This is a genomic window from Streptomyces sp. Isolate_45 (assembly GCF_024721315.2).
In the GTDB taxonomy this organism is placed as follows: Bacteria; Actinomycetota; Actinomycetes; order Streptomycetales; family Streptomycetaceae; genus Streptomyces.
The window spans coordinates 1-26,729 of the sequence record NZ_JANFAK020000034.1; the positions used below are offsets into that span (position 1 = coordinate 1).

33 protein-coding genes are annotated in these 26,729 nt (G+C 73.0%); 18 read left to right on the forward strand and 15 right to left on the reverse strand.

What is annotated here, in order from left to right; genetic code table 11:
• Positions 1-220: 220 nt before the first annotated feature.
• Positions 221-2,116, forward strand: a complete 1,896-nt coding sequence (locus NOD94_RS13720) for an NAD(P)-binding protein (RefSeq protein WP_281206231.1) — start codon at positions 221-223, stop codon at positions 2,114-2,116.
• A gap of 33 nt (positions 2,117-2,149) precedes the next feature.
• On the opposite strand, the gene NOD94_RS13725 is transcribed toward NOD94_RS13720, so the two are convergent.
• Together NOD94_RS13725 and NOD94_RS13730 are read right to left on the reverse strand one after the other, a co-directional pair.
• Complete coding sequence (locus NOD94_RS13725; RefSeq protein ID WP_281206167.1) at positions 2,150-3,457, reverse strand: serine hydrolase domain-containing protein; 1,308 nt, start codon at positions 3,455-3,457, stop codon at positions 2,150-2,152.
• Between the two features lie 169 nt (positions 3,458-3,626).
• Positions 3,627-3,908: a hypothetical protein gene (locus tag NOD94_RS13730; protein WP_281206168.1), complete on the reverse strand. Its 282-nt coding sequence runs from the start codon at positions 3,906-3,908 to the stop codon at positions 3,627-3,629.
• Positions 3,909-4,165: 257 nt separating this feature from the next.
• On the opposite strand from NOD94_RS13730, the gene NOD94_RS13735 reads away from it, so the two are divergent.
• Genes NOD94_RS13735 through NOD94_RS13745 form a run of 3 tightly spaced genes read left to right on the forward strand, consistent with a single transcriptional unit; the run spans position 4,166 to position 5,095 of the window.
• Complete coding sequence (locus tag NOD94_RS13735) at positions 4,166-4,414, forward strand: hypothetical protein (protein WP_281206169.1); 249 nt, start codon at positions 4,166-4,168, stop codon at positions 4,412-4,414.
• Positions 4,372-4,623 carry a hypothetical protein gene (locus tag NOD94_RS13740; protein ID WP_281206170.1) on the forward strand — a complete coding sequence of 84 codons (252 nt, stop codon included), beginning with the start codon at positions 4,372-4,374 and terminating at the stop codon, positions 4,621-4,623. The genes NOD94_RS13735 and NOD94_RS13740 overlap by 43 nt, the downstream gene beginning before the upstream one ends.
• Positions 4,624-4,669: 46 nt before the next feature.
• Positions 4,670-5,095 carry a hypothetical protein gene (locus NOD94_RS13745; protein ID WP_281206171.1) on the forward strand — a complete coding sequence of 142 codons (426 nt, stop codon included), beginning with the start codon at positions 4,670-4,672 and terminating at the stop codon, positions 5,093-5,095.
• Positions 5,096-5,215: 120 nt separating this feature from the next.
• Here NOD94_RS13745 and NOD94_RS13750 read toward each other — a convergent pair whose 3' ends face one another.
• A complete protein-coding gene (locus NOD94_RS13750; protein WP_281206172.1) occupies positions 5,216-5,986 on the reverse strand; it encodes a DUF4328 domain-containing protein in 771 nt (256 codons plus the stop codon).
• A 183-nt stretch (positions 5,987-6,169) separates the two neighbouring features.
• Between NOD94_RS13750 and NOD94_RS13755 the strand changes: the two genes are divergently transcribed.
• A complete protein-coding gene (locus NOD94_RS13755) occupies positions 6,170-6,778 on the forward strand; it encodes a YbaK/EbsC family protein (protein ID WP_281206173.1) in 609 nt (202 codons plus the stop codon).
• Positions 6,779-6,784: 6 nt separating this feature from the next.
• Here NOD94_RS13755 and NOD94_RS13760 read toward each other — a convergent pair whose 3' ends face one another.
• From NOD94_RS13760 to NOD94_RS13775, 4 genes are all read right to left on the reverse strand, one after another.
• On the reverse strand, positions 6,785-6,949 hold the full coding sequence (locus NOD94_RS13760) for a hypothetical protein (protein ID WP_281206235.1): 165 nt from the start codon (positions 6,947-6,949) through the stop codon (positions 6,785-6,787).
• Between the two features lie 177 nt (positions 6,950-7,126).
• Positions 7,127-7,711 (reverse strand): DUF4352 domain-containing protein, encoded by a 585-nt coding sequence (locus NOD94_RS13765; protein WP_281206174.1) that lies wholly within the window; start codon positions 7,709-7,711, stop codon positions 7,127-7,129.
• Between the two features lie 137 nt (positions 7,712-7,848).
• Positions 7,849-8,619, reverse strand: coding sequence for a hypothetical protein (locus tag NOD94_RS13770; protein ID WP_281206175.1), 771 nt, complete (start codon positions 8,617-8,619; stop codon positions 7,849-7,851).
• Between the two features lie 355 nt (positions 8,620-8,974).
• Positions 8,975-9,871, reverse strand: a complete 897-nt coding sequence (locus tag NOD94_RS13775) for a hypothetical protein (RefSeq protein WP_281206176.1) — start codon at positions 9,869-9,871, stop codon at positions 8,975-8,977.
• A 249-nt stretch (positions 9,872-10,120) separates the two neighbouring features.
• Here NOD94_RS13775 and NOD94_RS13780 point away from each other — a divergent pair, with 249 nt between their 5' ends.
• Positions 10,121-10,381, forward strand: a complete 261-nt coding sequence (locus tag NOD94_RS13780; protein ID WP_281206177.1) for a hypothetical protein — start codon at positions 10,121-10,123, stop codon at positions 10,379-10,381.
• Between the two features lie 97 nt (positions 10,382-10,478).
• Here NOD94_RS13780 and NOD94_RS13785 read toward each other — a convergent pair whose 3' ends face one another.
• The 3 genes from NOD94_RS13785 to NOD94_RS13795 all read right to left on the reverse strand — a co-directional run bounded on the left by NOD94_RS13785 (position 10,479) and on the right by NOD94_RS13795 (position 12,213).
• A complete protein-coding gene (locus NOD94_RS13785) occupies positions 10,479-10,661 on the reverse strand; it encodes a hypothetical protein (RefSeq protein WP_281206178.1) in 183 nt (60 codons plus the stop codon).
• A 115-nt stretch (positions 10,662-10,776) separates the two neighbouring features.
• Positions 10,777-11,646 (reverse strand): D-hexose-6-phosphate mutarotase, encoded by an 870-nt coding sequence (locus NOD94_RS13790; RefSeq protein WP_281206179.1) that lies wholly within the window; start codon positions 11,644-11,646, stop codon positions 10,777-10,779.
• Between the two features lie 141 nt (positions 11,647-11,787).
• Complete coding sequence (locus NOD94_RS13795; RefSeq protein ID WP_281206180.1) at positions 11,788-12,213, reverse strand: hypothetical protein; 426 nt, start codon at positions 12,211-12,213, stop codon at positions 11,788-11,790.
• A gap of 266 nt (positions 12,214-12,479) precedes the next feature.
• On the opposite strand from NOD94_RS13795, the gene NOD94_RS13800 reads away from it, so the two are divergent.
• A complete protein-coding gene (locus tag NOD94_RS13800; protein WP_281206181.1) occupies positions 12,480-12,647 on the forward strand; it encodes a hypothetical protein in 168 nt (55 codons plus the stop codon).
• Between the two features lie 144 nt (positions 12,648-12,791).
• Here the strand turns inward: NOD94_RS13800 and NOD94_RS13805 are convergent, their stop codons facing one another.
• On the reverse strand, positions 12,792-13,772 hold the full coding sequence (locus NOD94_RS13805) for a hypothetical protein (RefSeq protein WP_281206182.1): 981 nt from the start codon (positions 13,770-13,772) through the stop codon (positions 12,792-12,794).
• A 400-nt stretch (positions 13,773-14,172) separates the two neighbouring features.
• Here NOD94_RS13805 and NOD94_RS13810 point away from each other — a divergent pair, with 400 nt between their 5' ends.
• From NOD94_RS13810 to NOD94_RS13820, 3 genes are all read left to right on the forward strand, one after another.
• The gene (locus NOD94_RS13810; RefSeq protein ID WP_281206183.1) at positions 14,173-14,433 is read left to right on the forward strand and encodes a DUF6225 family protein; all 261 of its coding nucleotides are present in this window, start codon (positions 14,173-14,175) and stop codon (positions 14,431-14,433) included.
• A gap of 177 nt (positions 14,434-14,610) precedes the next feature.
• Entirely contained in the window at positions 14,611-15,255 is a 645-nt protein-coding gene (locus tag NOD94_RS13815; RefSeq protein WP_281206184.1) for a nucleoside/nucleotide kinase family protein, read from the forward strand.
• Between the two features lie 73 nt (positions 15,256-15,328).
• Positions 15,329-16,294, forward strand: coding sequence for a hypothetical protein (locus tag NOD94_RS13820; RefSeq protein ID WP_281206185.1), 966 nt, complete (start codon positions 15,329-15,331; stop codon positions 16,292-16,294).
• Here NOD94_RS13820 and NOD94_RS13825 read toward each other — a convergent pair.
• Positions 16,291-17,031, reverse strand: coding sequence for a family 16 glycosylhydrolase (locus NOD94_RS13825; RefSeq protein ID WP_281206186.1), 741 nt, complete (start codon positions 17,029-17,031; stop codon positions 16,291-16,293). The genes NOD94_RS13820 and NOD94_RS13825 overlap by 4 nt on opposite strands.
• 163 nt (positions 17,032-17,194) lie before the next feature.
• On the opposite strand from NOD94_RS13825, the gene NOD94_RS13830 reads away from it, so the two are divergent.
• From NOD94_RS13830 to NOD94_RS13850, 5 genes are all read left to right on the forward strand, one after another.
• Entirely contained in the window at positions 17,195-17,581 is a 387-nt protein-coding gene (locus NOD94_RS13830) for a DUF4440 domain-containing protein (protein ID WP_319188744.1), read from the forward strand.
• 218 nt (positions 17,582-17,799) lie between these two features.
• Positions 17,800-19,329 (forward strand): MFS transporter, encoded by a 1,530-nt coding sequence (locus NOD94_RS13835; protein WP_281206188.1) that lies wholly within the window; start codon positions 17,800-17,802, stop codon positions 19,327-19,329.
• Positions 19,330-19,391: 62 nt separating this feature from the next.
• Entirely contained in the window at positions 19,392-19,835 is a 444-nt protein-coding gene (locus NOD94_RS13840) for an SRPBCC family protein (RefSeq protein WP_281206189.1), read from the forward strand.
• A gap of 95 nt (positions 19,836-19,930) precedes the next feature.
• Positions 19,931-21,292 (forward strand): carotenoid oxygenase family protein, encoded by a 1,362-nt coding sequence (locus tag NOD94_RS13845; protein WP_281206232.1) that lies wholly within the window; start codon positions 19,931-19,933, stop codon positions 21,290-21,292.
• Between the two features lie 144 nt (positions 21,293-21,436).
• Positions 21,437-22,093 (forward strand): ABC transporter permease, encoded by a 657-nt coding sequence (locus NOD94_RS13850; protein ID WP_281206190.1) that lies wholly within the window; start codon positions 21,437-21,439, stop codon positions 22,091-22,093.
• Between the two features lie 13 nt (positions 22,094-22,106).
• Here NOD94_RS13850 and NOD94_RS13855 read toward each other — a convergent pair whose 3' ends face one another.
• Positions 22,107-22,712: a hypothetical protein gene (locus tag NOD94_RS13855; RefSeq protein WP_281206191.1), complete on the reverse strand. Its 606-nt coding sequence runs from the start codon at positions 22,710-22,712 to the stop codon at positions 22,107-22,109.
• 201 nt (positions 22,713-22,913) lie between these two features.
• The gene (locus NOD94_RS13860; protein WP_281206192.1) at positions 22,914-23,342 is read right to left on the reverse strand and encodes a DUF2690 domain-containing protein; all 429 of its coding nucleotides are present in this window, start codon (positions 23,340-23,342) and stop codon (positions 22,914-22,916) included.
• A 204-nt stretch (positions 23,343-23,546) separates the two neighbouring features.
• On the opposite strand from NOD94_RS13860, the gene NOD94_RS13865 reads away from it, so the two are divergent.
• Together NOD94_RS13865 and NOD94_RS13870 are read left to right on the forward strand one after the other, a co-directional pair.
• Positions 23,547-24,791 carry a sensor histidine kinase gene (locus tag NOD94_RS13865; protein ID WP_281206193.1) on the forward strand — a complete coding sequence of 415 codons (1,245 nt, stop codon included), beginning with the start codon at positions 23,547-23,549 and terminating at the stop codon, positions 24,789-24,791.
• Positions 24,788-25,453, forward strand: a complete 666-nt coding sequence (locus tag NOD94_RS13870; RefSeq protein WP_281206194.1) for a response regulator transcription factor — start codon at positions 24,788-24,790, stop codon at positions 25,451-25,453. The genes NOD94_RS13865 and NOD94_RS13870 overlap by 4 nt, the downstream gene beginning before the upstream one ends.
• A 14-nt stretch (positions 25,454-25,467) precedes the next feature.
• Here the strand turns inward: NOD94_RS13870 and NOD94_RS13875 are convergent, their stop codons facing one another.
• Entirely contained in the window at positions 25,468-25,833 is a 366-nt protein-coding gene (locus NOD94_RS13875) for a hypothetical protein (protein WP_281206233.1), read from the reverse strand.
• A gap of 303 nt (positions 25,834-26,136) precedes the next feature.
• On the opposite strand from NOD94_RS13875, the gene NOD94_RS13880 reads away from it, so the two are divergent.
• The gene (locus tag NOD94_RS13880) at positions 26,137-26,727 is read left to right on the forward strand and encodes a hypothetical protein (RefSeq protein ID WP_281206195.1); all 591 of its coding nucleotides are present in this window, start codon (positions 26,137-26,139) and stop codon (positions 26,725-26,727) included.
• Positions 26,728-26,729: the final 2 nt, after the last annotated feature.

Sequence of the window (26,729 nt, forward strand, 5' to 3'; positions counted from 1 at the left end):
CCGCGCCTCGCCCCGGGAGACAACCCGGGCCGGCCGGGGGGGGCGTGGGCGGGGGCGCGCGGGGGGGCCGGGGGGCGGGCGGGGGGGGGGGGGCGCCCGGTCCGCGCGGACCGGCGCGACCGGCACAGGGCATCCTGTGCTGATGCAGACCCCGCCGCAGCAGACCCCGCCGCAGCAGATTCCGCCGCAGCAGACCCAAGTCCCGCACACCACGGGCCGGATGGTGGTGTGCGGTGACGACGGCCTGGCCCGCAGGCTCGCCGCGGAGCTGGGAGAGGTGTACGCGGAACAGGTGACGCTCGTCGTCCCGCCCACCGCCGAACGCCCCCTCGCGGTGGGTCGCCCGCCGTGGTGGGGGCTCTTCGGGCGCGTCCCGCCCGCCCGGCCCTTCCGCACACCCGCCGGGGAACGGACCCCGGACGGACCGCGGATCGTGGAGGCGGCCGAACCGGACGAGGCAGTCCTGGCCGCCGTGGGGACGGCCGAGGCCTCCGCGCTGGCGCTCGTCTACGAGGACGACGACCGCAACGTCCGGGCCGCCCTCGTGGCCCGGCGCCTCAACCCCAGGCTGCGACTGGTCATCCGGCTGTACAACCGCAAGCTCGGCCAACACCTGGAAGAGCTCCTCGACCAGGCCGCGATCGTCGCCGGGCCCGCCGCCGGACCCCGCGATCCCGACTCCGCGACGACCGTCCTGTCCGACGCGGACACCGCCGCCCCCGCCCTGGCCGCCAGCGCCGTCGCGGGGACCAGCAAGGTGATCCAGGCGGACGGGCTGCTGCTGCGCGCGGTGGAACGCACACCCCCGGGACGGGGCGAGGTGGCCGACCCCGGGCTGTGCACACTGGCCCTGCTGTCCGCGACCACCACCGACCCGGCGGGCAGCGAAAGCTCCGTACTCGGCGGCGAACGCGGACTCCAACTCCTGCCCGACGACCGAGCCGTGGCCGCCGCCACCGGCCGCGGCACCGTCGCACTGGAAGCCGTTTCCCACACCGGTCCCATCCGTCCGGCACGCCGGCTGAGCACCGCCGCGCTCCCGGTCGGCTCCCTCTTCTCCCGCAGGCTGCGCTGGTCCCTCGCCGGCATCACGGCGGCGGTGGCGGCCCTCGCCGTCGGCTCCTGGATCACCACCGGGGACCACCCGCTGCACGCCGCCTACATCACCCTGCTCGACATCTTCGCGATCAACGACCCTGCGGTGGGCGCTCCGACCGTCCGTCAGGTCCTTCAGATCCTCTCCGGGTTCGTCGGCCTGCTCCTGCTCCCCGTCCTGGTCGCCGCCGCCATCGAGGCCCTCGGCGCGTTCCGTACGGCCACCGCCCTACGACGGCCCCCGCGCGGGCTGTCCGGGCACGTGGTGCTCCTCGGACTGGGCAAGATCGGCACCCGGGTGCTGGCCCGGCTGCGGGAACTGGGGATCCCCGTGGTGTGCGTCGAGTCCGACCCGCAGGCCCGCGGGCTGGCCCTGGCCCGCCGGCTGCGCGTACCGGTCGTCCTCGGCGACGTCACCGACGAGGGCGTCCTGGAGGCCGCCCGCATCCACCGGGCCCACGCCCTGCTGGCCCTGACCAGCTCCGACACCACCAACCTGGAAGCCGCCCTCCACGCCCGCGGCGTCAAACCCGACCTGCGGGCCGTGCTGCGCCTGTACGAGGACGACTTCGCCACCGCCGTCTACCGCACCTTGCGCGCCGCGCACCCGGACGCCCTGACCCGCAGCCGCAGCGTCACCCACCTCGCCGCACCCGCCTTCGCGGGGGCGATGATGGGCCGTCAAATCCTCGGCGCGATACCGGTCGAGCGCCGGGTACTGCTCTTCGCCGCCGTGGACGTGGCCGGCACCCCGCAGCTCGAAGGCCTGACGGTCGCCGAGTCCTTCCGCCCCGGCGCCTGGCGGGTGATCGCCCTCGACACCGCCTCCCCGCACGAACGCCGCCCCGACCTGGGCTCCACCCCGCGCGAGGGCTCCGTCGCCGGTCCGGGACTGGTGTGGGACCTGCACCCCGGCTACGTCCTGCGGCCCGAGGACCGCGTGGTCCTGGCGGCGACCCGACGAGGGCTGGCCGAACTCCTCGGCCGCGTCGGCGCTCCCGGGCCGACGGGGCCGCCGTGACCGTGACGCGCACGGCCACGACGGCCCCCGGGATCAGCGGGCGTTGCGCTCCGGCAGGTCCACCTCGGCCGGCGCGGACGTCACGGCCGAGCGGGCCGGGGCGAACGAGTCGTTCTGCGCGGAGGAGAAGCCGCGCGCGGTGGCCTTCACCGGCTTCTTGCCGCAGAACGCCGCTTCGAGCGTTCCGCCGAGCGCCGTGTTCGCGACGCCGCGGTTCGAGGTGTTGGCCATCGCGGTGAGGCTGCGCTTGCCGTCGCGCGTGGCGAAGGCGTACGTGTAGAAGCCCTGCACGGTACCGGTGTGCCCGTACACGGAGGTGCCGCAGGAGAGGTCGTAGCGGCGCAGCCCGAGCCCGTAGAAGCGGGTGTTCGTCGTGTCGGTGGGGGTCACGGTGAGCATCGCGTCCAGCGTCCGGGGAGACAGGAGCTTGCCGGTCATCAGCGCGGACATGAAGGTGCTGAGGTCGGCGGGGTTCGAGATCATCGCGCCGGCCGACTGCGCCCAGGAAGCGGTCTGTTCGGTCGAGTCGACCAGCGGCGCGCCGGCCTCGTCAGGGGTGAGGTAACCGCGGGTGTGCAGGCCCTTGATCTCCGCGCGCGGGTGCACGTACGAGGTGTCGCGGAGCTTCAGCGGCTTGATGATCCGGCGCTCGTACTCCTTCGCGACCGGGCGTCCCGTGGCCTTCTCGATCAGCATGCCGACGACCACGAAGTTGGCGTTCGAGTACTTGTACGACACGCCGGGCTCGGTGGTGCGCGGCTCGCTCAGCGAGAGCGTCACCAGGTCCTGGTAGCTGAACTGCTTGTTCCGGACGGCTTCGAAGCCGGGGACGGTCTTCTCGAACATGGCGTTCGTGTAGTCCGCCAGCCCACTGCGGTGCGTCAGCAGATGACGCACCGTGATCCGGTCGTCCGGCAGCAGCCCGGGCAGGTAGTGGTTGACCGCCGTGTCCAGGTCGATCTTCCTCTCGTCGACCAGTTGGAGCAGCACGACGCTGGAGAAGGTCTTGGTGACGCTGCCGATCCGGAACCGGGCCCGGGTGTCCATGGCCGCGCCCGAGCTCGTGTCGCGCACGCCGACCGTCTTGCTCTGCACGCCGTCGACCCCGCCGATGCGGGCCAGCGCACCCGGCGCGCCCTGGGCGGTCGTGTTCTGCAGCGCCTGGAGCAGGCCCTCCAGATCGGGCGCGGGGAGCCCGGACCCGGAGGTCTGCGTGACCTCGCCGGCCGAAGCCGGGACCGGGGCCGGGGCGGCCTGGGCGGCGGTGGCCGGGGCGACACCGGCCACCACGGCGAGTAGGGCGGCGCTGACGGCCAGACGTCGGTTCCTGGGCAGGTGCACGTTGTTCCTCGACTCGGTCGAAATCTGTGGGGAGGTCCCGGGGCCGCCGGACCGCGTGCCGGAAGGCTCGATCGGCGGACGGGCCGATCATGAGCTTACGGAAGATCACCGGCGCGGGGGAACGGCGGCCCCGGGGGACCGGATCGGGCCGAGTCACCCGACGCCGGCGCTACTTGGGGTTGGTGACCTCCACCCAGGACTCCCACTTCCCGCTGACGGTGTGGTGCACCACGTACGGGCCACCGGAGACGGCCGTGGACTTGTGCAACTCGGCGAGCACGTGCACGTCGAAGGACACCCCGTTGATGTGGTCGATGTCGTTCGCGAGCACCTTCCGCACGTACCCCTCGGGGTCGGCGCGCATCTCCGCCAGCCCCGCCTCGTCCGTGACGAGTTCGAAGACTTCGATCTCACGCTTCTCGATGTCGACGATGCGTCGCACGTTTGCCATGGGACAGGTCCTTTCGTGGGTTGCCCCAGCTTGCAGCGGTGGAACCCCCCGCCGGCCCAACCCGGTCGGCCGCCCGGCCGAGGAGCCCTCGTTCGGCGCACAACCACCCCTCACGCTGCGGGCCCTTCGAACCGGGCGGCTCGGCAAACCGCGCAAGGTCCGCGACCGCTCAAGGTCCGCGACCGTTCGACGCCCGCAACCGTTCCAGGTCGGCGAACCGTTCGACGCCGGCGTGGGCCGCGACCCAGCCTCGGGCCGTGCACCAACTCACCCTCGTCAAGGTCTCCTTGATCGTCCTCCTGATCCCCTGTGCGGGGATCGGGTTGCTGTGGGTGGGGCGCCGACTGGCCAACCGCAGGGCGTACGCACGCTTCGCCGCCGCCGACTTCGATCCGTACTGGGCCCACAGCTCCTGGTGGGCTCCGGCTTGTACCGGACGTACGAGGAAACGCTTCCTCGCGGGGTGTCGCGGCGGGAACGGGGTCGGGAGCCGGCGTCCTGCCTGACCGCGCTGCCCAGGACCTGGCGGGCGATCCGTCCGCGGCCCGACCGCACCGACAGGCTCCGCGCGTACTGCCGTTCGTCGACGCCGCACCCCGAGCTCGCCGCGCTGGACGAGCGGCGCACCGAACTCCTGGACCGCGGCCTCGCCGACCGGGAGCACCCCGGTCCCGAGGACGCGCCCCGGGTCGTCCAGTGGCCCGCGGCGTACTGACTGCCGGCAGTCCCCCGGAGCCCGCGCCGACCGGTACCCTGACGCGATGGTGAACGACGAGGACCGGATATTCGCGGACGCGCTGGGCGCGGCAGGCGCCGTCGGCGGCGGATCCGGCGGGCGGTTCGGGGCCAGGCTCGCGGCACGGTACCTGCGCAAGGACGTCCACGAAACGGTTCTGACCCTGGAGTTGCCCGCTGACCGGGCGGCGAGCCACGTGGCCGCGACGCTGGCCCGTGTCGGCCGCCTCCTGGACGCCCCCGGCCCGGACGACTCCTGCGGGTCCGTGGTCAGGGCGCTCGTGGGGGGCGGGTTCGGGGGGATGAACCCGGTGGTGGTCACCGTGACCCTGACCCCCGCCGACCCCGGCACCACCACGGCGTCCGTCCGCGGCGCGGCGAAGGAGGGCCTGATCAAGCAGCACGCGGGCCTCAAGACCACGCGCCTGGTCACCGACCTGTTGACCTCCTAGGGGCTGTCGTCGAACTCCCGTCGTCGCCCGGACGCCGCGAGGCGGACGTGAGTCTGACGACACGCCCCAGGGAACCCGCTGACCGACCCCGGTCCCCGGCGCGGCCTCGCGAGAGGGGCGTCAGACGTGGGCGACCGGTCCCTGCGTGGCCTTGGCGTGCTGCATCGCGGTGAGCTTGCGGACGAAGAGGAGGGCCAGCACGGCGGCCACCACCGTGGTCAGGTCGCTCACCGCACCGACGGCGGAGACGGCGCGGAGCTCCTCGGGCGTTTCGGCCTTCAGGTACTGCGCCGCGAAGACGTGGTCGATGAGCAGGCTGGCGAGGAACACGATCCACCACGCCGTGACCGGGGCGTTGGAGGTGTTCCGGTAGGTTCCGTCGGGCGCCGACCGGGTGCTGGCCTCCCACGTCTCCCGCGCCGTCCGGTACGGGAAGTAGAGGTTCGCGAGCGGGACGAACCAGCCGCCGATGGCCCAACCGGTGGACTGGGTGAAACCGTCGGGGCGGAAGACCTGGCCGTTGCAGCGGACCCGGTGGAACCAGACGAGGAAGACGACGACCGTGGCCAGGCGCAGGGTGAACTGCGCCAGTCCGGCGAGCCCGGTGAGCGTGTCGGCCAGGTCGAGGCTGTCGTCGTCCACGGACAGGGGGTCGCCGATGAGGTCCTTCATCAGCTTCCAGGTGTACATGTTGACGCCCGACGAGAACACGTCGACCGCGGCTCCCACCGACAGCAGCGCGGTCAGGGCCGTCGCCAACCCCTGCGGCGACCGCAGCACACCGGCGGCGGGCGGCAGCGGGGCCGGAGCCGGATGCGGACCCACCGGCGGGGGCCCGAAGCCGGGCTGCGGAGAGGCCGACGGAGCCGGATCGGGCGTGCTGAAGGACATGACGGAGTACCCCCACGGGACGGTGCGACGCGTGACATGGAAAGGGGCCACCTGACAGGCGGCCCGAGTCGACCGAAGGTATGTCATGCCCCTGCCGCCAGTCCACCGGGTTCGGATGCGGGACCGGGTTCATGACGGCGTTCGGGATCAGGACCCCCGCGGGCCCGCTGTTAACGTACGGGCATGCGCGCTCCGATCGGCCCCTTCGACCATGCCCGGCCCGCCCCCGACTGCCTCGACGAGCTCACGTTCCCCGTCGCCGAAGCCGTGCGCGGCCGTGCCGGGGACCTGCCGGTCGAGGAGATCGTCTACGTCGACACCGACCCGACCGTCGCCGACACCGCGGCCTTCGTCGCCCACTACGGGCAGGAACTGCTCGACACGTCGGCGAACTGCGTCGTCGTCGCGGCCAAGCGGGGAGGCGGGACGACCCTGGCCGCCTGCCTGGTGCCCTCCGGCAGCCGCCTGGACGTCAACGGCGCGGTCCGGCGCCATTTGGGGGCCCGCAAGGTGTCCTTCGCCGCCATGGCGACCGCCGTGGAGCGGACCGGCATGGAACACGGCGGGATCACCCCGCTGGGCCTGCCGGCGGACTGGCCGATCCTGGTGGATCCGGCCGTCGCCGAACTTCCGTACGTGCTCGTCGGCAGCGGCAGCCGCCGCGGCAAGCTCATCGTCCCGGGACGGTTCTTCGCACGGCTGCCCGGCGCCGAACTGGTCGACGGTCTCGCCGTCGCCATCGCCACGGGTCCCGACGGCCCGGAAGCCCGCCCGGGGCCCGACGCCCGGTGACGTGACCTAGGACGTCCGCCAGGTCGGCATGCCCGCCGGAGGGCGCCGGTTCATCACCTGGGCGAGGGCCCGGTGGATCTCCTCGGCCTCCCGCCGGACTTGGCCCGGTACATCGCCCCGCTCCCGTATGAGCTGGTCGTAGATCGGCGCGTCGCTGCTGATGCTGCTCACTTCGGACTTCGCTCCCCTGAAGCCGGCGCCTTCGGCCGGGCGGCACAAGTGTAGGGGTGCGTCCTCCCGGCGGCGGAACGAAAACCACCTCAGGTGGACCCCGAAGTGCTTCCGGCCGGCCGGACGGGCGACCTCACGGCCGTGCAACGGCGCCGTCGGGGGGTCGATCTCCCCGGTTCAGGGCACCCTCCACTGACCGGTGTTCGGCGAGAAGCCGCTGTTCATCGCGAACTGGACCATGGTGACGCGCGACGCCTTCGGCACCTCGAAGGTGATGAACCCCAGCCCGGTGTCGCCGGGCGCGACCGTGATGCTGCCCGGGAAGCCGGGACCGGCCGTGGTGTCCTGGTACGCGGAGCCGAACTGTTGGCCCTGTTCGTCCACCACCTTCGCCCCGTTGGAGGGGGAATCCTGGTAGACGGCGGTGCCGGTGTTCTTCAGCCGGAACTGCACCGCCACGAGCCGGGAGCCCGCGTCAGGAGCGGAGTACGGGTTCCCCGTGCGGGCCGGGTCGACGACCTTCACCAGGGTGACCGCGAGCCCCTCCCCGTCGGTGAGGCCCCTGATGTCGAGGGTGGCGCCCACCGCGGCGGACGCGACGGGCGACGGCTTGACGGAGCGGGGGGCCGCGACGGCGGGCGTCGCGGCCCCCAGGGCCGGCAAGCCACCGGTCGCTGCGGTGGTGACCGTCGCCTCCCCGCTGCAGGCCACCGCGGCGGAGGCGAGCAGTCCGGAGAGGACCAGGGCGAGCACTCGGCGCATCGAACCTCCCGGGAACCGCAGGAACCGGCCCGACCGCCCGAACCGGTGGGACCGGGGGAACACGCGATCGGAAAGGCTGGCTCCACCATCGCCCCGGCTCCCCGATCCCGCACGCGGAAGCCGTACCGGCCCCGCCCTCAGGGCCGCAGGGCGCGGCGCAGGGACAGGCCGTGGTGGCGGCGCAGGCGGTACGCCTCCCAGACGGACAGGGCCGTCACCGTCACCGGCGCGCCCAGGACGAAGACCAGGCGGGCGGCGGGGGGTACCTGGTCGTAGGTGCCGTTGATCAGGTCCAGGACCGCCATCTCCCACACGAGCAGGGTGGCGAGGACCGGCGGCACCAACTCGTGGATGTCCGCGGTGCGGAAGACGTGGACGAGCGAGAGCCCCGTGCCGTAGAGGGCGAAGCCGAGCGCCCACAGGAACATCAGCCCCATGGCGATCTTGCCCGGGAGGCCGACCGCGTCGCGCAGCCCCTGCGAACCCGGTGCCGCCACGAGGGCGAAGCTGCCCATGGCGGCCATCAGCGCCAGCACGGCCCCGAGCGAGCGCAGGGCGCGCCGCAGGTAGAGGCGGCGTACGGGGCCCCGGGCGGCGGCCGCGAAGGAGCCGACCACGACAGGGAAGGTGCAGGCCAGCACGAGCACGCTGTCCCAGCTCTGCCCGAAGCGGTCACTGGCGACGGCCCCGACGTCCTCGGCACTGCTGATCGCGGTGTACGTGTACGTGAGCGCGAGCCACGCCGCGGCGCCGAGCAAGGTCCGCCACAACTGGAGCTTGCGCACCAGGGGGTCCGAGACGAGGCCGGGGCGGGAGGGCCGGAACACGCGTTGGGCGGCGTACAGCGGATTGAAGACGAACCGGACCACCTTCTGGCGCCGCGTCAGCACCACCGGGGACGGCGGCACGGGAGCGTACGGGTACCCCGGGTACGGGCCACCCGCGTACGGGTATCCCGGCGGTGGGGCCGGCGGGTACGGGTATCCCGGCGGTGGGACCGGCGGGTACGGGTATCCCTGTGGCGGCACCGCCGCGACGGCGGGTGCCGGGGTGTACCCGGGCCACGGGGGCGGGCCCCCGCCCCGGCCCTCCGGGGGACCGTGGTGTCCGCCGCCCGTGTACATGCTCATGTTCTGTTCTCCACCCCTGGCGTACCGTCCTGTCGAGCATCCGCATGCTACTCGCGGGCGTGCCCGCCCCCCGGACCGAAAACCGGCCGGAAGGCGGGCACACGCGGGCGGTACTGCCCGAACGGGTCGGGAACTACCAGTAGATGACGACGTAGCCGCCGCCGCCGGGCTGACCCGGCGTGCCGGTGACCCCGACGGTTCCGGCCGCTCCGCCGGGTCCACCGTCCCCGCCCACCGCGGCACCCGGGGGAAGCTCGACGATGCCGTCGGCGGTACCGCCACCGGTGCCGTCGGCGTTGCCGGAGCCGCCGAGCCGGTTCACGCCGCCCGTGGAGCACGAGCCGTTGCCGCCCGTTCCGGGCGTGCCGGCTGCGCCGGCGACGGTCGTACCGCCGCCACCGCCGCCGCCACCGCCGCCGCCCGTGGAGTTGAGCAGCACGGTGTTGTCGGCGGACCGGGTCAGCGTCGAGGCCGATCCGTCGCCGCCGTCCGTACCGGTCGAACCGGGGCCGCCCATGGTTCCGCCGGCGCCGCCGGCACCACTGGTACCGGCCTCGCCGACGTCCACGCCGTAGTCGGCCAGCGGCTTGACCTGGACGACGCACCAGGTGAAGCCGCCACCCCCGCCGCCGCCACCGGTCCCGCCGACGCCGGCGTTGCGCGGCGTGCTGCCGCCACCGCCGCCACCGCCGCCGCCACCGCCGGCACCCCACGCCTGGACGAACACCGAGGTGACGCCGGCCGGCGGGGTGAAGGTGTTGTCGGAGGTGAACTGCCGCAGGCCGTGGAGGGCCTTGGCCGGCTTCTTGTCCTTCCCCTGGTCCTTCTCCTTGCTGGTGGGCGGGTCCTGCTTGTCCGGTGCGGACGGCGCCGTGTTCTGGCCCGTCGGACCGGGCCCGTCGGCCGAAGCGACCGGGGCGAACGCGACGAGCTGGCCGGTGAGCGCCGCTGCCGCGGCCAGGGAGGCGAGCAGGACCCGGGAGCGCACTCGGGGCCGCTCCGTCGTCGCCTTCAGATGGTTCAGGTTCATGACTTCCTTCCCCGCGGCGGCCTTGGGCCGTTGCGGGTGTGTGAGGGACGGGTGCGTGGGGACGTGCCCTGGAAACGGGTACGCCCCACGCGCCGCTCATCGGACCGCCCCGCACACCGCCCTCGGCGGCGGCGCGGCCGAAGCGCTGGACCGGTCAGGTGAGAAGTTCGACTGACCGGCTCATCCGGAAAGGGTGGAATGCCGTGACGGGCCGGGATCATGAGCCGTTGTCTCTCCATGGACGATTTCATGGTGAAGATCCCGGCCGATTGGCTCTCCCGGGTGTTCCTCTCGCTGCGCCGCGGTACCTCGGACGACGCCCAGGCGCTGGCGGCCGAGCTCCAGCCGTTCACCGAGAAGCCCGGACAACGCGTGCCGGTGCCCCGGAGCACGGTGCTGCGTACCGAACTGGCACTCCAGGGGGAACTGCGGCTGGTGGCGGAGGACGCGCGGCGGAAGGAGCTGTCCGAGCAGGCCCGGTACCTGGTCAACACCCGCCTCAACCCGTAGCGGGCACCCGCCGGGCGGCGGGCCGGCGGAGTGGAGCGCCGGGACGGACGGAGGGACCGGCCCCCGGGGGCCGGTCCCTCCGTCTTTCCGTCCGACCTCAGGCCAGACGGGACACCAGGCGGGAGCGCATCTCTCCCGCCGCTCTGCGGACCTCCTCGGTCTGCCGGTCGTCCTCCAGCACGCAGAGGAGCACCATCAGGGCCCGGGCCTCGTCCCCGCTGATCAGTTTCAGGCGCGGCTCGGTCACACCGTCGAGCAGCACGTCCAGCAATTCGTCCATGCCCCGAACAACGGCGCACGGCCCTCACACGTCACACCGGACCCGGACCACCCGGACCCCGCCGAGCGGACAGCACCTGGGTGATCCTGGGACGTGTCCGATCCGGCCACAGCCCCTAGCGTGCCCGCGCCCGCAGGGTGACCGCCAGCCGGGCCGGGTCGTCGGGAGTGCTGATCAGGGGGCGGGACAGGCGGGCCGTCTCCACGCAGACGAACTGCCGGTAGCCGTCGTCGGTGAGGTCCGCCATCGTGTGCGAGAGCTCGGGGCCGGGGTTCCAGACCACGACGTCGCTCTGGTGCCGGTGGTGCACCTCGATCGTGCGGCCCAGTCCCTCGTCGTGGACCAGGGAGAGGTCGACCGGCTCCGTGTACACCCGCTCGACGCGGCCGACGGGCCGCAGCTCCTTCTCCGCCTCGCCCCGCGCGTCGAGGAGGTTGTCGGTGTACCGCTCGCCCAGGTCGGTGAGGGTCACCGCGTCGATGTCACCGATCCGGAGGTAGGTGTGCAGGGCGGCGGTGGTCTCGTAGTCGCCGTGAGCCTCCAGTTCGATGTCACAGGTCGCGCCGAGCGCGATGCGGGCGACCAGAGTGAACGGGTGCGGCCACAGTGCGCGGGTCTCCTCGGAGTCCCGGAGGGTGAGGGTCAGCCGCACGCCCTCGGTGGACTCCTCGTGCGCGCCGAGTTCCCACGTGGTGATCCGCGCGAACCCGTGCGAGGGGCTGCCGGCCGGTCCGAACCACGGCCAGCAGAGCGGAACCCCACCCCGGACCGCCCGCCCCGCGGACCACTGCGTCTTCTCGCTGAGCCACAGCCCCGGCTCCGCCCCGGTGGGCTGCCAGCCGACGACCTGCGCACCCTGGAGGGTGACGGCGGCGCGCACCCCGGGGTGGTCGACGACGACCAGGGGCAGCTCTCCGATCCGGCGCAGGCTGACGGACGGGGAGAGCTGTTCGGCCACGGGGAGGGAGAGGAGGTTCTCGTTCATACGGTGACTCTTCAGAACGGACGCCCACCCGGTCAAACCGCCGCCCCGCACGGCCCGGCGCCGGCTGTGCCCGCCCTTGACGAGCGCGGATTCCGCCCATGCGGACGGTCCCGGCACGCGGGGCCGGGACCGTCGACCCCGCTACGCGCTGCCGCGCGGACGCTTCAACGACTCCAGGGCCTCACGGAAACCGAGCCCGAGGGACCTCATCTCGGCGTCCAGGACTTCGAGTTCCGCGTCCCGGCCCATCAGGGCCAACTGCTCGCGGTGGCCGGCGAGCGCCGCGGCGAGGAGTTCCTCCCATCCCGCTTCCAGGGCGCACATCCGGCGTGCGGCGGACAGGCCCTCCGCGCGGAGGGCGAGGGCTATCGCGGGTCGGTCCGAGAACTCCTGACGGCTGTAGACGTACAACGCCTCCACCAGCCGGGGCAGGTACGCGAGCGGGCTCACCTGGACGAGCACGCGATAGGCGGCGACCTGTCGGCGTACCGGCAGGGTCCCCGATTCGAGGAGGGCCACCCGGGCCCGGAGGACTGCGTCGTGATTGATCTGCACCGTGTGATCCATAACGGTGATTTTGAAAGCCGCACAGGCACCCAAACAAGGGCAATCACCTGTGCCGTTCGTCCTACGAAAATGCCGTCTGACCTGTCATGATGGAAACGTCTTCACCCCTGTGGCCCCTCGATGGCCCGTCAGGCCCCCCCGATCGGCCTCGAATCGCGATGTGACGAGATGTCATTGGGGGCGTTCGGGTGGAAGGGAGCCCCTTGCGCAACCGCGCGCGGAGAGTGATGAGTCATGACATTCAGTGACGATCCTCGGGAGGTTCGATGACCACCGCACCGACGTACGCACTCTCGTCCCGAACGCCGAAGTGGGCGCTCGACCCCTACCGTTTCCCCGGCCTGCAGGGCTTGGACGCGGACGACGACTCCGGCCGCCCCGACGACCGACCGGCCCCGGCCCGCACCGACGAACCGCGCGGGTCGGCGCGCTGAGGGAACCCCTCGGCGATCCGCACACCGCCGAGAACCTCGCACGCCCGAAAAACCGACCGCCCGCCCGTGCGGCCGTCGGAGCGGCGGGCACGGTGCGGGCGGTCGGGGTGGTGCGGTTGGTGCGGTGTGGTGATCGTCGGGCGATCAGGCCTCGGATGCCACCGTCGTCGCCGCGGTTGCGGCGGCGGGCTTCGCCTCGGCCGGCGCCACGGGCGTCGGACCGTCCACCGCGGGCCGGGGAGCGGTGTACATCACCGAACCCTGCTTGTTGTCCTTCTCGATGAGCCCCTTCTTGGCGAGGCCCTCCAGGGTGTTGCGCACCACCTGGGTGGAGGTGGACCGGCTGGGGTGGGCGGCCGTCAGCTCGGTGGACACCTCACTGACCATGCGGGGCTCCGCCGCACCGGCCAGCAGGGCCAGGACGAGCTCGCGCAGCGGCGGCTCGGCGACCTTGCCGGGCGTCACCGACGGCGCCTTCCTCGCGGCCGGGGTGGACTTCTCGGCCTTGACGGGGGTGACCTCCTCCGCCTTGGCGGAGGAGGTCTTCACGGCCTTGACGGCCTTGACCGGGGCGGTCTTCGCGGGCGCGGCAGGGGCGGCCGCCTCCGTGGCGGCCTTCGCGGGGGTGGCCTTGGTGGAGGCCGCTGCCGCGTCAGCGGTCGCCTTCGCCGGTGCGGCCTCGACCGGTGCGGCCTTCGCCGTCGTTGCCGGCGCCGCCTTGGTCCTGGTCGCCGTGGCGGTCCGGGTCTTGGTGGCGGTGGCGCCGCCCGGGGACTTCCTGGTCGGGGCGGCCTTCCTGGCGCGGGGCGCGGTTCCCGACGCCTTCTTCGCCTGCCGGGGCTTGGGAACGGCCCGGGACGACGGGGACGGCGCCTCCTCGGTGGCGGGGAGCGGGGCCGGCGCGAGCGCCCCCGGGGAACCTCCCACGAGGACCCCCGCCGGAGGGACCGCACCCTGCACGCCGCAGAGCCAGTCCTCGTCCGCCTTCAGTTGCTTCAGCCGCGCGTCGAGCTCCGTGATCCGCGAGGAAAGATCCTCCTGCTCCTTGCGGTTGGTCTCCAGATCGGCGGCGAAACGCTCCGCGTACAGGCTGTGGATGGGCGTGGTGTCCAGCTCGTCTGCCATGTCGGCTCGCTCTCCTGTGAGACCTGGTGTGTTGCTGCCGGATGGTACTCACCTCAGGGCGGCTGTAGTTGGCTCCCGGCGAGATCCGCACCGATCGGGGTGCAGGAAAGCGACATCCCGGCAACGCGCGGCGCTGAAACGCTCCTTCCGCACCGGCCTCAACACGGACGAAGGCCATGGGAGAGATGGTGCTCCCATGGCCTTCGTCCGTCGCACACGCCGCGGGGGGTTTGCGGGGCATACACCTGGCGCGACATGAAGAGAAACGATCCGGCGGAGTGGAGGTCACGGGGGCGCCGCAACCGGTTTCCGGCAGGGTGTGCGCCGGGTGGGGCCCGGGCCCCCGGACCACGGCGCGGCGTACCGGCAACACGGGGGCAGGTGGTTCTAACCTCGGCGCATGGCTGAGACGTTCGATCACACTCCGCAGGTATGGACCGCAGGACGCCTGCGTGACGCCCTCGCGAACCTGCCCGACGAGACCCCGATCCACATCGGCGTCGCGGACGGGCCCGGAGATTTCGAAGGATACGGCGAGTACGTCCTGGTGGACGCCGAGCCGGTCGAGATGGACGCCGACGGCACGGAGGGGGCACCACCGGTGCAGTTCACCCTCTTCGCCGACGCGCGGGCAGGCGCGTACTACCTGGACGTCGACTGAACACACCGACCACCGACCACGGACCACCGACCGCCAACCACGGACCGCCGACCGCCGACCACCGTCCGCCGACCACCGGCCGCCGGACCCACTCCGTCAACCGACCCCACGTAAACCCACCCCGCGACCCACCCGTTCGGGTCCGTCCGCCGGGCCGGATCCGGCAGGATGCGGCGTGTGGACACGACGGAGTCGCGCGAACCGACGGAACGGGCCGAGCTGACGGAACGGGCCCGGGCGCTGGCCGCCCGGGGCGGCCGGCGGATCCTCGGGATCGCCGGTCCTCCGGGCGCCGGCAAGTCGACCCTGGCGGAGCGGTTGGCCGCCGACCTCGGGCCGTCCCTCGCGGTGGTCGTGCCGATGGACGGCTTCCACCTCGCCGGCGCCGAACTGGTCCGGCTGGGGCGGGCCGACCGCAAGGGGGCGCCGGACACCTTCGACGCCGCCGGGTACGCCGCCCTGCTGAGCCGCCTGCGCGAAGCCGACGGCAGTACGGTCTACGCCCCGGCCTTCGACCGCACGATCGAGGAACCCGTCGCCGGGAGCATTCCCGTCGCCCCGGCCGTGCCGCTGGTGATCACCGAGGGGAACTACCTGTTGCACGACGAGGGGGAGTGGGCTCGGGTCCGGCCCCTCCTCGACGAGGTGTGGTACCTCGCACCCGATGACGTGCGGCGCGTCGCCCGCCTGGTCGACCGGCACGTGCGCCACGGCAAGGACCCCTCGCACGCCAGGGCCTGGGTCGCCCGCTCGGACGAGGCCAACGCGCGGCTCGTCGCCGGCGGCCGCGAGCGCGCCGACCTGGTGCTCGACATCGGCTGAGTCCCCGCGCGACCGTGGATGCGATCATGGACACGATCCCCTCGGACGACGAAGGAACGGGACGGCCGACACCGTGGACAGCAACGCCGAAACCGTGCGCGACAACGCCGGCACCGCCGACGACGCACAGGCCCGCCCCCTGCCCGCGGCCGCCCCACGGGTCGGGCCGCGGGTCGCCCTGGCCACCGACGCGTCGGGCATCGCGCACGACGGCGAACTGCCGTTGCTGGTCGCCGCCCTGCGCGCGCGGGGCGTCGACGCGACGACGGCGCGCTGGGACGACGCCGACTTCGACTGGGCCGCCCAGGACCTCGTGGTCATCCGCTCCACCTGGGAGTACACGGGCCGGCTGCCCGAGTTCCTGGCCTGGGTCGACCGGGTCGACGCGGTGACCTCGCTGCACAGCCCCGCCCGGGTGGTGCGCTGGAACAGCGACAAGAGGTACCTCGCGGAACTGGCCGCCCTCGCGGTGCCGACCGTCCCGACGCGCTTCATCGCACCCGGCGAGGACGTCGCGCTGCCGGAGCACGGGGACATCGTCGTCAAACCCTCGGTGTCCGCGGGCGCCCGCAACAGCGCCCGCTACACCCCGACCCAGCGCGCCGCCGCCGAGGCCCACGTACGCCTCCTCCAGGAGGCCGGCGAGACGGCGATGGTCCAGCCGTACATGGACCGGATCGCCGACGGCGAACGGGCCCTGGTGTACCTGGGCGGCCGGTTCAGCCACGCCCTGCGCAAGGGGCCCGTGCTCACCGACACCGGCCGCATCGACAACGGGCGCACCCCGCACCCCGACCTGACCGCGCACGTACCCGACGAGGCCGAACGGGACCTCGCCGCGGCAGCCCTGGCCGCCGCGGCCACGGCGGTCGGCGCCGTCGGCGTCTACGCCCGGGTCGACCTCGTGCGGGGCGCCGACGGGGCGCCGGTGGTGATGGAGCTGGAGCTCATCGAGCCCAACCTCTTCCTGACGGCCTCCCCGGGCGGCGTCGACCGCTTCGTCGAAGCCGTCGCCCGGCTGGTGGCGGACAACCCCTAGCGCCGGTACACCCTCAGCTGGGAGACCTCGTAGGACATCTCGGTGGCCGAGGGGTCCGGGGCCGGGTGGTACCGGCCGGCGCACACCGACAGGTTGACGATGAGGTAGGCGCGCCAGGTGCGGCCCACCCCCCTGCCGTCGCTGAAGACGCGGGCGCCGTTGACCCACCAGACGACCGAGTTGCGGCCGAACTCGACCTTCAGGTCCACCCAGCCGCCGGGCCGCACGGACGGGTCCCGGTGGTAGCGGTGGCCCTCCCGGACGTGGTTGGACAGCTCCAGCAGATCCGGGTTGTCGGGGTGGTACTCGAAGACGTCGATCTCCTGGCCGCCGTCCCGCCAGGTCCAGATCGCGGGCCACGCCCCCCGCTCGACGGGCAGTTTCACGCGGGCTTCCAACACGTCGCCCGTGCGCACCATGAAGCCCTCGTCGCTGCCCTCGGTGGTGAGCAGGCCGCTGTCCCAGTTCCCGTCGGGGCGCAGGGTCGCCCGGAAGACGCCGGTGCGGCTGTAGGCGGGGTCGGCCGTCAGGTGGTCGAGTTTGTTGTCGCGCGGGTTGACCGGGCCGCCGCCGGGATACGCCCACGAGCGGCCGGCGATCCACTGGGTGGGGGAGGCGAAGTCGGCGGTGAAGGCGGGGGCGCGACGCGGCGCGAAGACCGCCGCCGCGCCGCCGCCCCCCGTGGGAGTGAGGCGGCGCGTGAGGCGCCGCAGCCATCCGGGTGTGTCCGTGTCCATGGACCAGTTCTGCCCACGGCGAGTGGAATCCATCCTCCGTTTCTCACGGAAAGTGATGGAGCGGATGCGTTGGGCTACTGGTTCGTTGGGGTCGTTGCCGGGCTCGGGGCGGGTGCGCGAGGATGGGCCCGTGTCCGATGTGAAGAGCGAACTCGACCGATTGATGCGGACGTTCCTCGGTGCGTTCACCAACACCGGAGGAAGTCGCCCGAGGTTGGAGGCGGTCAGGGAGGTGTTCATCCCCCAGGGGATGATCATCAAGAACGTCGGGGGCGAGCCCGTCGTGTACGACCTCGACGGGTTCATCGAGCCCCGGGAGAAGATCCTCACCGACGGCACCCTCACGGAGTTCCGCGAATGGGAGGTCGACGAGCGCACCGAGATCTTCCGATCGGTCGCGCACCGGTTCAGCGAGTACCGCAAGTCCGGCTTCCTCGAAGGGGAGCCGTTCGAGGGTTCGGGCCGCAAGACCACCCAGTTCGTCCGGACGCCCGCCGGCTGGAGGATGAGCTCGATGGCCTGGGACGACTTCCCGGCCGACCCCGCTTGAAGCCGGCGGTCGAAGGAACCCGGCGGGTACGTCCCGGGGCCGATCCGGTGACGTCCGCGGCGCTCTCGGCGCCGCCTTAGGAGACCCCGCGGCGGGTGCGCCCACGGGCCGTGCGCGGTCGTGGCATCGCCCGGGTGGACAGGTGCGGACAGGACTGGACAGGCAACGCCGCCGGCGGGCATGGAAAGTGGACACCGCCCGACAAGAGGCTGTGCGTCATGAACCTTGGACGCACGAACGGCGAGCCCGCCGTCCCACCCCACCGGGGAGCCGCGCTCGCGGCGCTGGCGGCCGCGCAGTTCACCGTGATGCTGGCGACCTCGATCGTGAACGTGGCACTGCCGCAGATCCGTTCCGGGGTGGGGTTGTCGGACGGCGGCACCACGTGGGTGGTCAACGCCTACGGCCTGGCGTTCGGTGCGCTGCTCCTGGCCGGGGGCCGGGCGGGAGACCTGCTCGGTCGCCGCCGGCTGCTGATCGCCGGTCTCGCGGTGTTCGCGGGGGCCTCACTGGCGGCGGGGCTGGCCGACTCTCCCGGCCCGCTCATCGCCGCCCGTGTGGTGCAGGGCGCCGGCGCCGCCGCCGTCGCTCCCGCCGCGCTGGCCCTGACGATGGACCTGTTCCCGCCCGGCCCCGGGCGGGGCCGGGCCCTGGGGGTGTGGGGCGCCGTCTCCGGCGCGGGGGGAGCGAGCGGCGTCCTGTTGGGCGGGGTGCTCACCCAGGCGTGGGGCTGGCCCCGGGTCTTCCACGCCGTCGCGCTCGGGGCGCTGCTGGTGCTCGTCGCGGTGGCGGCGCTCGTGCCCCGGCCGGCGGGCCGGGGGGCCGGGCGGTTCGACCTGTTGGGGACGGCGTCCGTCACGCTCGCCCTGACCTGTCTGGTCTGGGCGCTGACCAGCGCGCGGGCCGTGGGTTGGACGGACACCGGGGTACTGGCCGCCCTCCTGGGCGCCGTCGTACTGCTCGTGCTCTTCGTCCTCGTCGAACGCCGGCGGCCGGACGCACTGATCCCGCCCCGGATGTTCACGACCGGCCGCATCGCCGCGGGCAACGTCCTGATGGCGCTGCTGGGATCCGTATGGATAGCGCTGTTCTTCTTCCTACCGCTCTACCAGCAACAGGTCCTCGGCATGAGCCCCCTGGCCACCGGTGCGGGACAACTACCCCTCGCCGCGGCCAACATGCTCGGGGCGCTCCTGGCACCCCGGCTCTCCGGGAGGATCGGCGCCAGGGCGACCCTGACGGGCGGCCTGCTCGTCGAGGCGGCCGGTCTGTTGTGGCTGTCCCGGATGAGCGCGGACGGGAGCTACCTCCTCGACGTCCTCGGTCCGAGCATCCTGGTCGGCCTCGGCCTGAGCATCGGCTTCGTCCAGCTCACCGCGCTCGCCGTGGACGGCGTTCCCCGCGAGGACGCGGGCCTCGCCGGGGGACTGGTGAACACCACCCGTCAGGTCGGCGGTGTGATCGGCCTGGCCGCCCTCGCCACCCTGGCCGGATCCGTCACCACCCACGCGGCAGCCCACCAGAGCCCACCGGAGGCCCTCACCTCGGGCTACCGCGCGGCCTTCGCGGTCTCCGCCGCGATCCTGGCCGCCACCGCGCTCCTCGCCCTGCCGCTCACCCGCCCCGCCCGCCGCCCCCGCGGCGCGCTCCCGGCGGAGGCGCCCCCGTCCGGGGCGCCGGTCGAGACGCCTTCGCAGGCGGGGCGGGCCACCGACCGGACGCCCGCCGCCCGACCCGGAACCGCGTGACCCGAAACCGTACGACCCGAGCCGCACCGCCCCATCCGTACCGAGCACCGACAAGGACAAGCATGCACACCACCATCGACACGACCGCCCCCGTCGTCGTGAGCCTCACGACGACGATCGACGCCGCTCCCGCCACCGTCTGGGAACTGCACACCGACGTCGACAACTGGCCCGTCTGGAACACCGGCATCGACCGGGCCCGGCTCGACGGCCCGTTGGCCGTCGGGACCCGCTTCGGCTGGCTCACCCACGGGCTGGACATCACCTCCACGGTCCACGAAATCGTTCCGGGACGGCGGATCGTCTGGGGCGGGACCGTCCAGGGCATCGTCGGCATCCACGCATGGACGTTCGAGCCGTCCGGGGCCGGCGTCGTCGTCCGCACCGAGGAGTCCTGGAGCGGCGACCCCGTGGACGCCGCGGTCGACGAACTCGCCACCGCCCTGAGGACCTCCCTGCGGGACTGGCTCGACTGCCTCAAGGCGCGCGCCGAGCAGCCCGCTTGAGCCCCGCGCCCGCCACGGCGACCACCGCAGCCGCAGCCGCCGCCGCGAAGAAGACCACGGCCACCACCGAAGCCGACGAGACACGAGGACCCGAAATGACCACCGCGCCCTACCTGACCGGCCACTACACGCCCGTCGCCGACGAGGTCTCCGCCGCCGGACTCACCGTCGAAGGCACCCTGCCCCCCGAACTGACCGGCCGGCTGATCCGCAACAGCCACAACCCCAAGCCCGGCGTCACCCCCAGCCACTGGTTCAAGGGCAGCGGCATGGTCCACGGGATCCGCCTGCGCGACGGTCGCGCCGAGTGGTACCGCAACCGTTGGGTCCGCACCCCCGCCCTCGACGGCGCCCCGTACATGACCGCCACGGGCCCCGACCTCACCGCCAGCACCGCCGGCACCCACGTCATCGAACACGCCGGACGCCTCCTCGCCCTCTGCGAGGCCAACCTCCCCTTCGAGCTCACCCCGGACCTCGACACCGTCGGCCCGTACGACTTCAACGGCACCCTGCGCACCGCCATGACCGCCCACCCCAAGGAGGACCCGCGCACCGGCGAGCTGCACTTCTTCGGCTCCGCGCCGTTCCCGCCCTTCCTCACCCACCACGTCGCCGACGCCAGGGGCGCGCTCATCCGGAGCACCGAGATCCCGGGAGCGACCGCCTCCCTCAAACACGACTTCGCCATCACCCGCCGGCACGTCGTCTTCGTCGAGGGCAACGTCACCTTCGAGCCCACGGAACACTCCGGCATCCCCTACGCCTGGAGCGACGACCAGCCCGCCCGCATCGGCGTCATGCCCCGCGGGGAGGACGGGCACCGGCACATCCGCTGGTTCTCCATAGAGCCCGGCAACATGCTGCACGTCGGCAACGCCTACGAGGACGGCCAGGGCAACATCGTCCTGGAAGGCCCCACCGTCGACCGCGAGGGCTTCCGGCTCTCCTGGAACTGGTGGGTCGGCGCGCCCGGCCGCGGCACCGAGCCCAACACCCGCTCCTACACGCGCCGCTGGGTGATCGACATGGAGGCCGGCACCGTCGACGAACAGATCATCGACGACCTCGCGGTGGAGTTCCCGACGCTCAACGAGAACTACCTGGGTGCCGAACACCGCTACCAGTACGCCGTGTCCTTCCCCGACCACGAGGGCTACGGCGGCTACGGAGTCGTCAAGTACGACCGCACCACGGGAGCCCGCCGCATCCATCGGATCGGTGACGCCCGACTGCCCGGCGAGGCCGTCTTCGTCCCCGCCGCCGGTGCCACCCTCGAGGACGACGGCTACCTGCTCACCGTGGTGTCCGACCTCAAGCAGGACGCCTCCCAACTGCTCGTCCTGGACGCGTCCGGCCTCGACCGGATCGCCACCGTCCACCTGCCGCGCCGCGTCACCGCGGGCATCCACGGCTCCTGGATCCCCGACGGAGACCTGGACGGCGTCAACGACTGACGCACCGCACCGCACCGCCCCGGGGCGCGGCATGGACCGCTTCCCCGGCAGGACCGCACCCACGACGGCGCCGGACCACGGGTCCGGCGCCGGCCGCCCCGTGCGGCGCCCCACCACCCCGCCGTCCCCGATGGAGGTCCCACCATGTCCGGCCGCGCGATCGCCCCGCCGCCCGTCGCCCACGCCCGAACCCCGTCCCCGCCACGGGACCACGCCGCCGCCCGGCCCGAAACCGAGGCGGCCCGGGGTCCGCGGGAGGTCGACAACCGCGCCGCCTACCTCGGCTTCGGACTCGCCCACGTACTCGGACACGGCGCCGCCGCGCTCTCCGAGGGCCCCGCGCCCCTGCTCGACCTGCCCGGTTGGCTGCCCTCGACGCTCCTCGTGGGCGGTCTCGTGGCGGGCATCGCCCTGGCCACGATCGCCGCCGCGCGGGCCCAACACGGGGCCCCCGCCGCGGAGGTCCTCTCCGGCAGGCTGCTCGGCGCGGCCTGGATCGCCGCCTTCACCGTCCTGTTCCTCGCCATCACCGGCCTCACGTCGCTGGTCGACGAACCGCGGCTCCAGTCCGTCCTGTGGCCCGCCGGCTCCGGGCTCGTCGTCGGCCTGCTCTACCTCGCCGAAGGCGCCGTACGCCGCGACGTGCCGCACTACTGCCTCGGGCTCTGGCTCGCCCTGATCTCCACCGCGGCGCTCCCGCTCGGCGCTCCCGGCCCCTACTGGGTGCTCGCCGTCGGGGGAGGCGGCGCGTACGTCCTCGCCGCGGCCCTCGAACACCGGCGCCGCGGCGCCACCGCTTGAGCGGGCTCCGCCCTCAGGATCGAAGTCCGGCCCGCCTGAGGGCGACCTCGGCCAGCTCACCGATGACCTGTCGGTCCCCACGGCGCCAGGCGTCGGCCAGACCGCCCTCGGGCACGCGGAGCCCGGCGAGGTCGCGCGGTGGCCCGGTGAGGGCGCGCAGGGCGAGCAGGTCGGTGCCTCCGGGCGCGTCGACGAGGCGCCGCACGGCGTGGCCGCGCAGGATCCAGCGCAGTCGGGCGGGGAGCCACAGCAACAGGACGACGGTCACGGGGACGATGATCAGGGCCGCCGTGGTCAGGGTGGCCACCTGGCCGACGGCGTCCTGGAGCGACTGTCCCGCGTCGGCGAGTCCGGTACTGGCGTCGGCCGCGGACCGGAGCGGTTTGCGCAGCAGCCCGCCGACGAGCGGCACGTTCGAGGCCGCGTCGCCGGCGTTGCCGAGCTCGGTGGCGAGGCCGGTGCCCGCGCTCTCGACCCTCCGCCCCGGCTCGGCCAGCTTCATGATCGCGTCGTGGACGGCCAGTGCGAACCACACCGCGGCGGCCACCAGGGCCACGGCGATGACGTCCGCGAGTACCTGGCGGCTCCGACGGGCTGGGGTCTGTGCGTAGAGGCGCATCGGCGGACTCCGAGTCAGGACGTCGAGGAGGACCGGCCCCGCCGTCGAGGGCCCGGCCGGTCGGTCGACCGTACGCCGGACTCGCCCCTTCCGGTGGTCTCCGTGGACGAACGTCCCTGGCGCGGCGCCGCCGCGCCGCTGCCCGGGGCCGGCCACGCGGTCGCTCGCCCCCCGTGAACGGGCGACCGCGCGGCCGGAGTCTCAGTACCAGCCGGTACAGCGCGTGGTGCCGCTGGTGTCGTTCCAGGCGCAGGCCCGCATCACGTAGCCCGCGTCGTCGTAGGCGGGGGTGTGCGTGTCGGTGCCGGAGTTGACCGTGGTCATGCCCATGGGGCCGGTCCAGCTGCCCCCTCCGTCGGAGGAGCGGTCCACCCACACCTTGTCGCCCGGGTCGGCGTTGTATATCCGGCCCCAGGCGCAGCGGCTGGAGGTGCTGTAGCGCAGCTCGATCCGGATGGAGTCGACACTGCCCGTCCTCTTCGTGACCGCGTTCGACGTCGAGCAGGCCATCGCCGAGGCCCCGCCCGCCGCCGAACCGGGCGCGGCCTGGGCCGCCGTCCCCGTGAGCCCGAGGCCCGCCACCATGGCGACGCCCGCCGTCAGGACTCCCGCCCTCTGCTTGATCCGCATGTGATCCCCCTGTGATCGACCGGGAAGTGATCCGCACGCCGGGCGGCGTGCGTTCGGACCCCCGTACGGTCCCCCGGATGTCCGCTTCCGGGCGTCAACCTCGAAGTTGACACCCGCGGTAAACCTCTGCGTCAGTACCGCACCCCGGTCCGCTCCACCCCTGGTATGACGACCGCTTCCGGCGCAGCCGCGTAAAGTGCGCCGATGCGCTTCAGGGTCTGGCCGGCGGACCGGCTCCGCTCCGTCGATCCGCGGCTGGCCGACGCCGCGTTGGCCTTGGGCGTGACCGCCGCCGCGGCCGTCGCCGGCCGGCAGTACCACCCGGCGGGGTGGCCGCCCTTCGACACCACCGCCTACGTACTGACGGCCTGGGTCGCGCTGCCGCTCGCCGCCCGCAGGTCCGCGCCGGTGTTCGCACTGGTCGCCTCCTGCCTCGGCTACGCCTGCTACCTCGCGGCCGGTTATCAGCCCTCCCTGAACTTCTGGGCTCCCGCCGTCGCCCTGTACGGGGTCGCCGCCCGGCGACCGCCCCGCACGGCCGCGGCCTGCGCCGCGCTGTGCGCGGCCGTCGTCTTCGGCAGCGGGCTGGCCGCCCCCGAAATCGGCCTGATCATCACGGTGGTGCAGGCCCTGGGCGTTCCGGCCGTGGTGTGGATGTTCGGCAACGGCGCCCGCGTCCTCGACGAGCGCAACGGCCAACTCGCCGCACTCACCGCCCGCTTGCGCCGGGAACAGGAGTGGCGCGAGCGCCTGGCGGTCTCCGAGGAGCAGCGGCGCATCGCCCGCGAGCTGCACGACGTCGTCGCGCACCACATGGCCGTGATCAACGTCCAGGCGGGAATGGCCGGTTACGTCTTCCCCTCCGCTCCGGAGCAGGCCCGCGCGGCCCTGGGGACGATATCCGAGACCAGCCAGGAGGCCCTGCGCGAACTGCGCCGCATCCTGACCCTGCTGCGCTCCGCCGCGGACATCGAGGACGGCGAGGCCGGCCGCGCCCCGTACGCCCCGATCCCCGGGCTGGCCGGTCTGCGGGAAGTGGCCGAGCGCGTGCGGGCCGCGGGAGTCGCCGTCGACCTGCGGACCGACGGTGCGCCCCGGCCGTTGCCGCCCGGCGTGGAACTGTGCGCGTACCGGGTGGTGCAGGAGGCCCTGACCAATGTGATCAAGCACGCGCGGCACGCGGCCGTCGTCGTCCTCGTCCGCTACCGGCCCCACGAACTGCTGGTGACGATCACCGACGACGGCGCGGGAGACGCCGACGACCGTCCGGATCCGGCCAACGTTGCCCGCGGGCCCGGTCACGGCTTGATCGGCATGCGCGAACGGGCCAAGCTCTACGGCGGAACGGTCGACGCCGGTCCACGAACCGAGGGGGGATTTCGCGTGCGCCTCACCCTCCCGGTCCCGGCCGGGCCTTCCCCCGGACCGCGGAACCGGCCACAGGCATGATCCGGACCCTCGTGGTCGACGACCAGATCCTGATCCGCGCGGGCCTCGTGGCGCTGCTCCGGGCCGCGCCCGGCATCGAAGTGGTCGGCGAGGCCGAGGACGGCGACGGGGCGGTCGAAGTCGCCGCCCGCACCCGGCCGGACGTCATCCTGATGGACATCCGCATGCCCGGCCTGGACGGCACCGCCGCGACCGAACGCATCCTCGCCCAGGCCGTGGACCCGCTGCCCCGGGTACTGATCCTGACCACCTTCGACCTCGACGAGTACGTGTACGCCGCCCTGCGCGCCGGCGCCTCCGGCTTCCTCCTCAAGGACACCGGGCCGGAGCGGCTGATCGAGGCGGTCTCGGCCGTGGCCCAGGGCGACATGCTCTTCGCGCCGAGCGTCACCCGCCGCCTGATCGAGTCCTACGTGAACCGCGCCGACGCGGTGCCGGACACCCCGGCGGGCCTGGACGTCCTCACGGCCCGCGAGCGCGAGGTGCTGCGCCTGGCCGCGAAGGGGTTGTCCAACACCGAGATCGCCGGGCGGCTCCACATCGGCGAGGCCACCGTCAAGACCCACCTCAACCGGACCATGACCAAGCTGGACCTGGACAGCCGCGCCCAGGCCGTGGTCGTGGCGTACGAGACGGGCCTGGTCGTTCCGGGTACCCCGTAGGAGACCCGGAGGGGTCAGACGCCGGCGGACCGGGCGCGGCCGCCGTCGTTGCACAGGGCCCAGATGATGAAGCAGCTGATGGCGATGGAGATGACGGCCCAGATCGGCGTGTAGGGCAGCCACATGAAGTTGAGGATGATGCTGATCGCCGCCAGCACCACGCCCGTCGCCCGGGCCCACAGTGCCGCGCCCTTGAGGAGTCCGGCGCCGACGACGCCGAGGACGATGCCGAGGACCAGGTGGATCCAACCCCAGGCCGCCACGTCGAACTTGAAGACGTAGTCGCCCACCTGGGAGTAGACGTCGTTGCGGGCGATGCCGGTGATGCCCTTGATGATGCCGAGGACACCCTCGATCAGGAGGAGGACGCCGGCGAACATGGTTCCGCCCGCTGCCCACGCGTTGCGACTGTCGTACACGTCCCGGTCCCGGTGGGCGCCGGTGGGGGAGGTGGAAGGCGATTGCTGTGCCACGAGAGGCTCCTTCTTGGGGCTGAGCGCCCGAAGGGGACGCAGGTCCAGCCTCCAAGGAGGGCCGTGCCCCTGACACCCGGACGCGTCCGTTCGGGTGACGGGCCGTCGCCGTCGCCTGGGCCGCGTCTCACTCCCTGAGTACGGGATGGCACGCATTGACATTTTGTTTAAGCTGAGCGCCGCTCGTCGTCACGTCCCCAGGAGTCACTCATGTCCACGCCCCCGCAGCCCGGTTACGGCGCACCCCAGCCGCCCTACGGTCAGCAGTTCCCGCCCCCGCCGAAGCAGGGCATGAGCACGGGCAAGAAGGTCGCCCTGGGCTGCGGCATCCCCACCGCACTGGGTCTGCTCCTCCTCGGCGGCTGCGCCGTACTGGTGGGCGAGGCGGCGAACGAGGTGGGCAAGGAGCTGGAGAAGAACTACGACACCGCCTCCGTCGCCCCCGACGCCCAGGGAAAGCCCGGCGACGCCGCCAAGCCCGGCAAGGACCCGGACATCACCCAGGACGTGAAGGTCACCGCCTGCAAGGTGGAGAAGGGCGACTTCGACCTGAAGGAACTCCTCGTCACCGTCGACTACGTCAACAGCGGTGACCGCCGGTTCACGTACCTGGTGGAGGGCGAGATCCTCGTCAACGGCCAGAAGAAGGCCGACCTGACCTCGCTCGGCCAGAACCTGGCGCCGGGCCAGAAGTACACCGACGACAACGCCGGCGCGCTCGGCTACGAGATCGCCCAGTCCGCCAAGGCGGGCGACAAGATCGAGTGCAAGATCCTGAAGGTGTCCCGCAACTCCTACTGAGG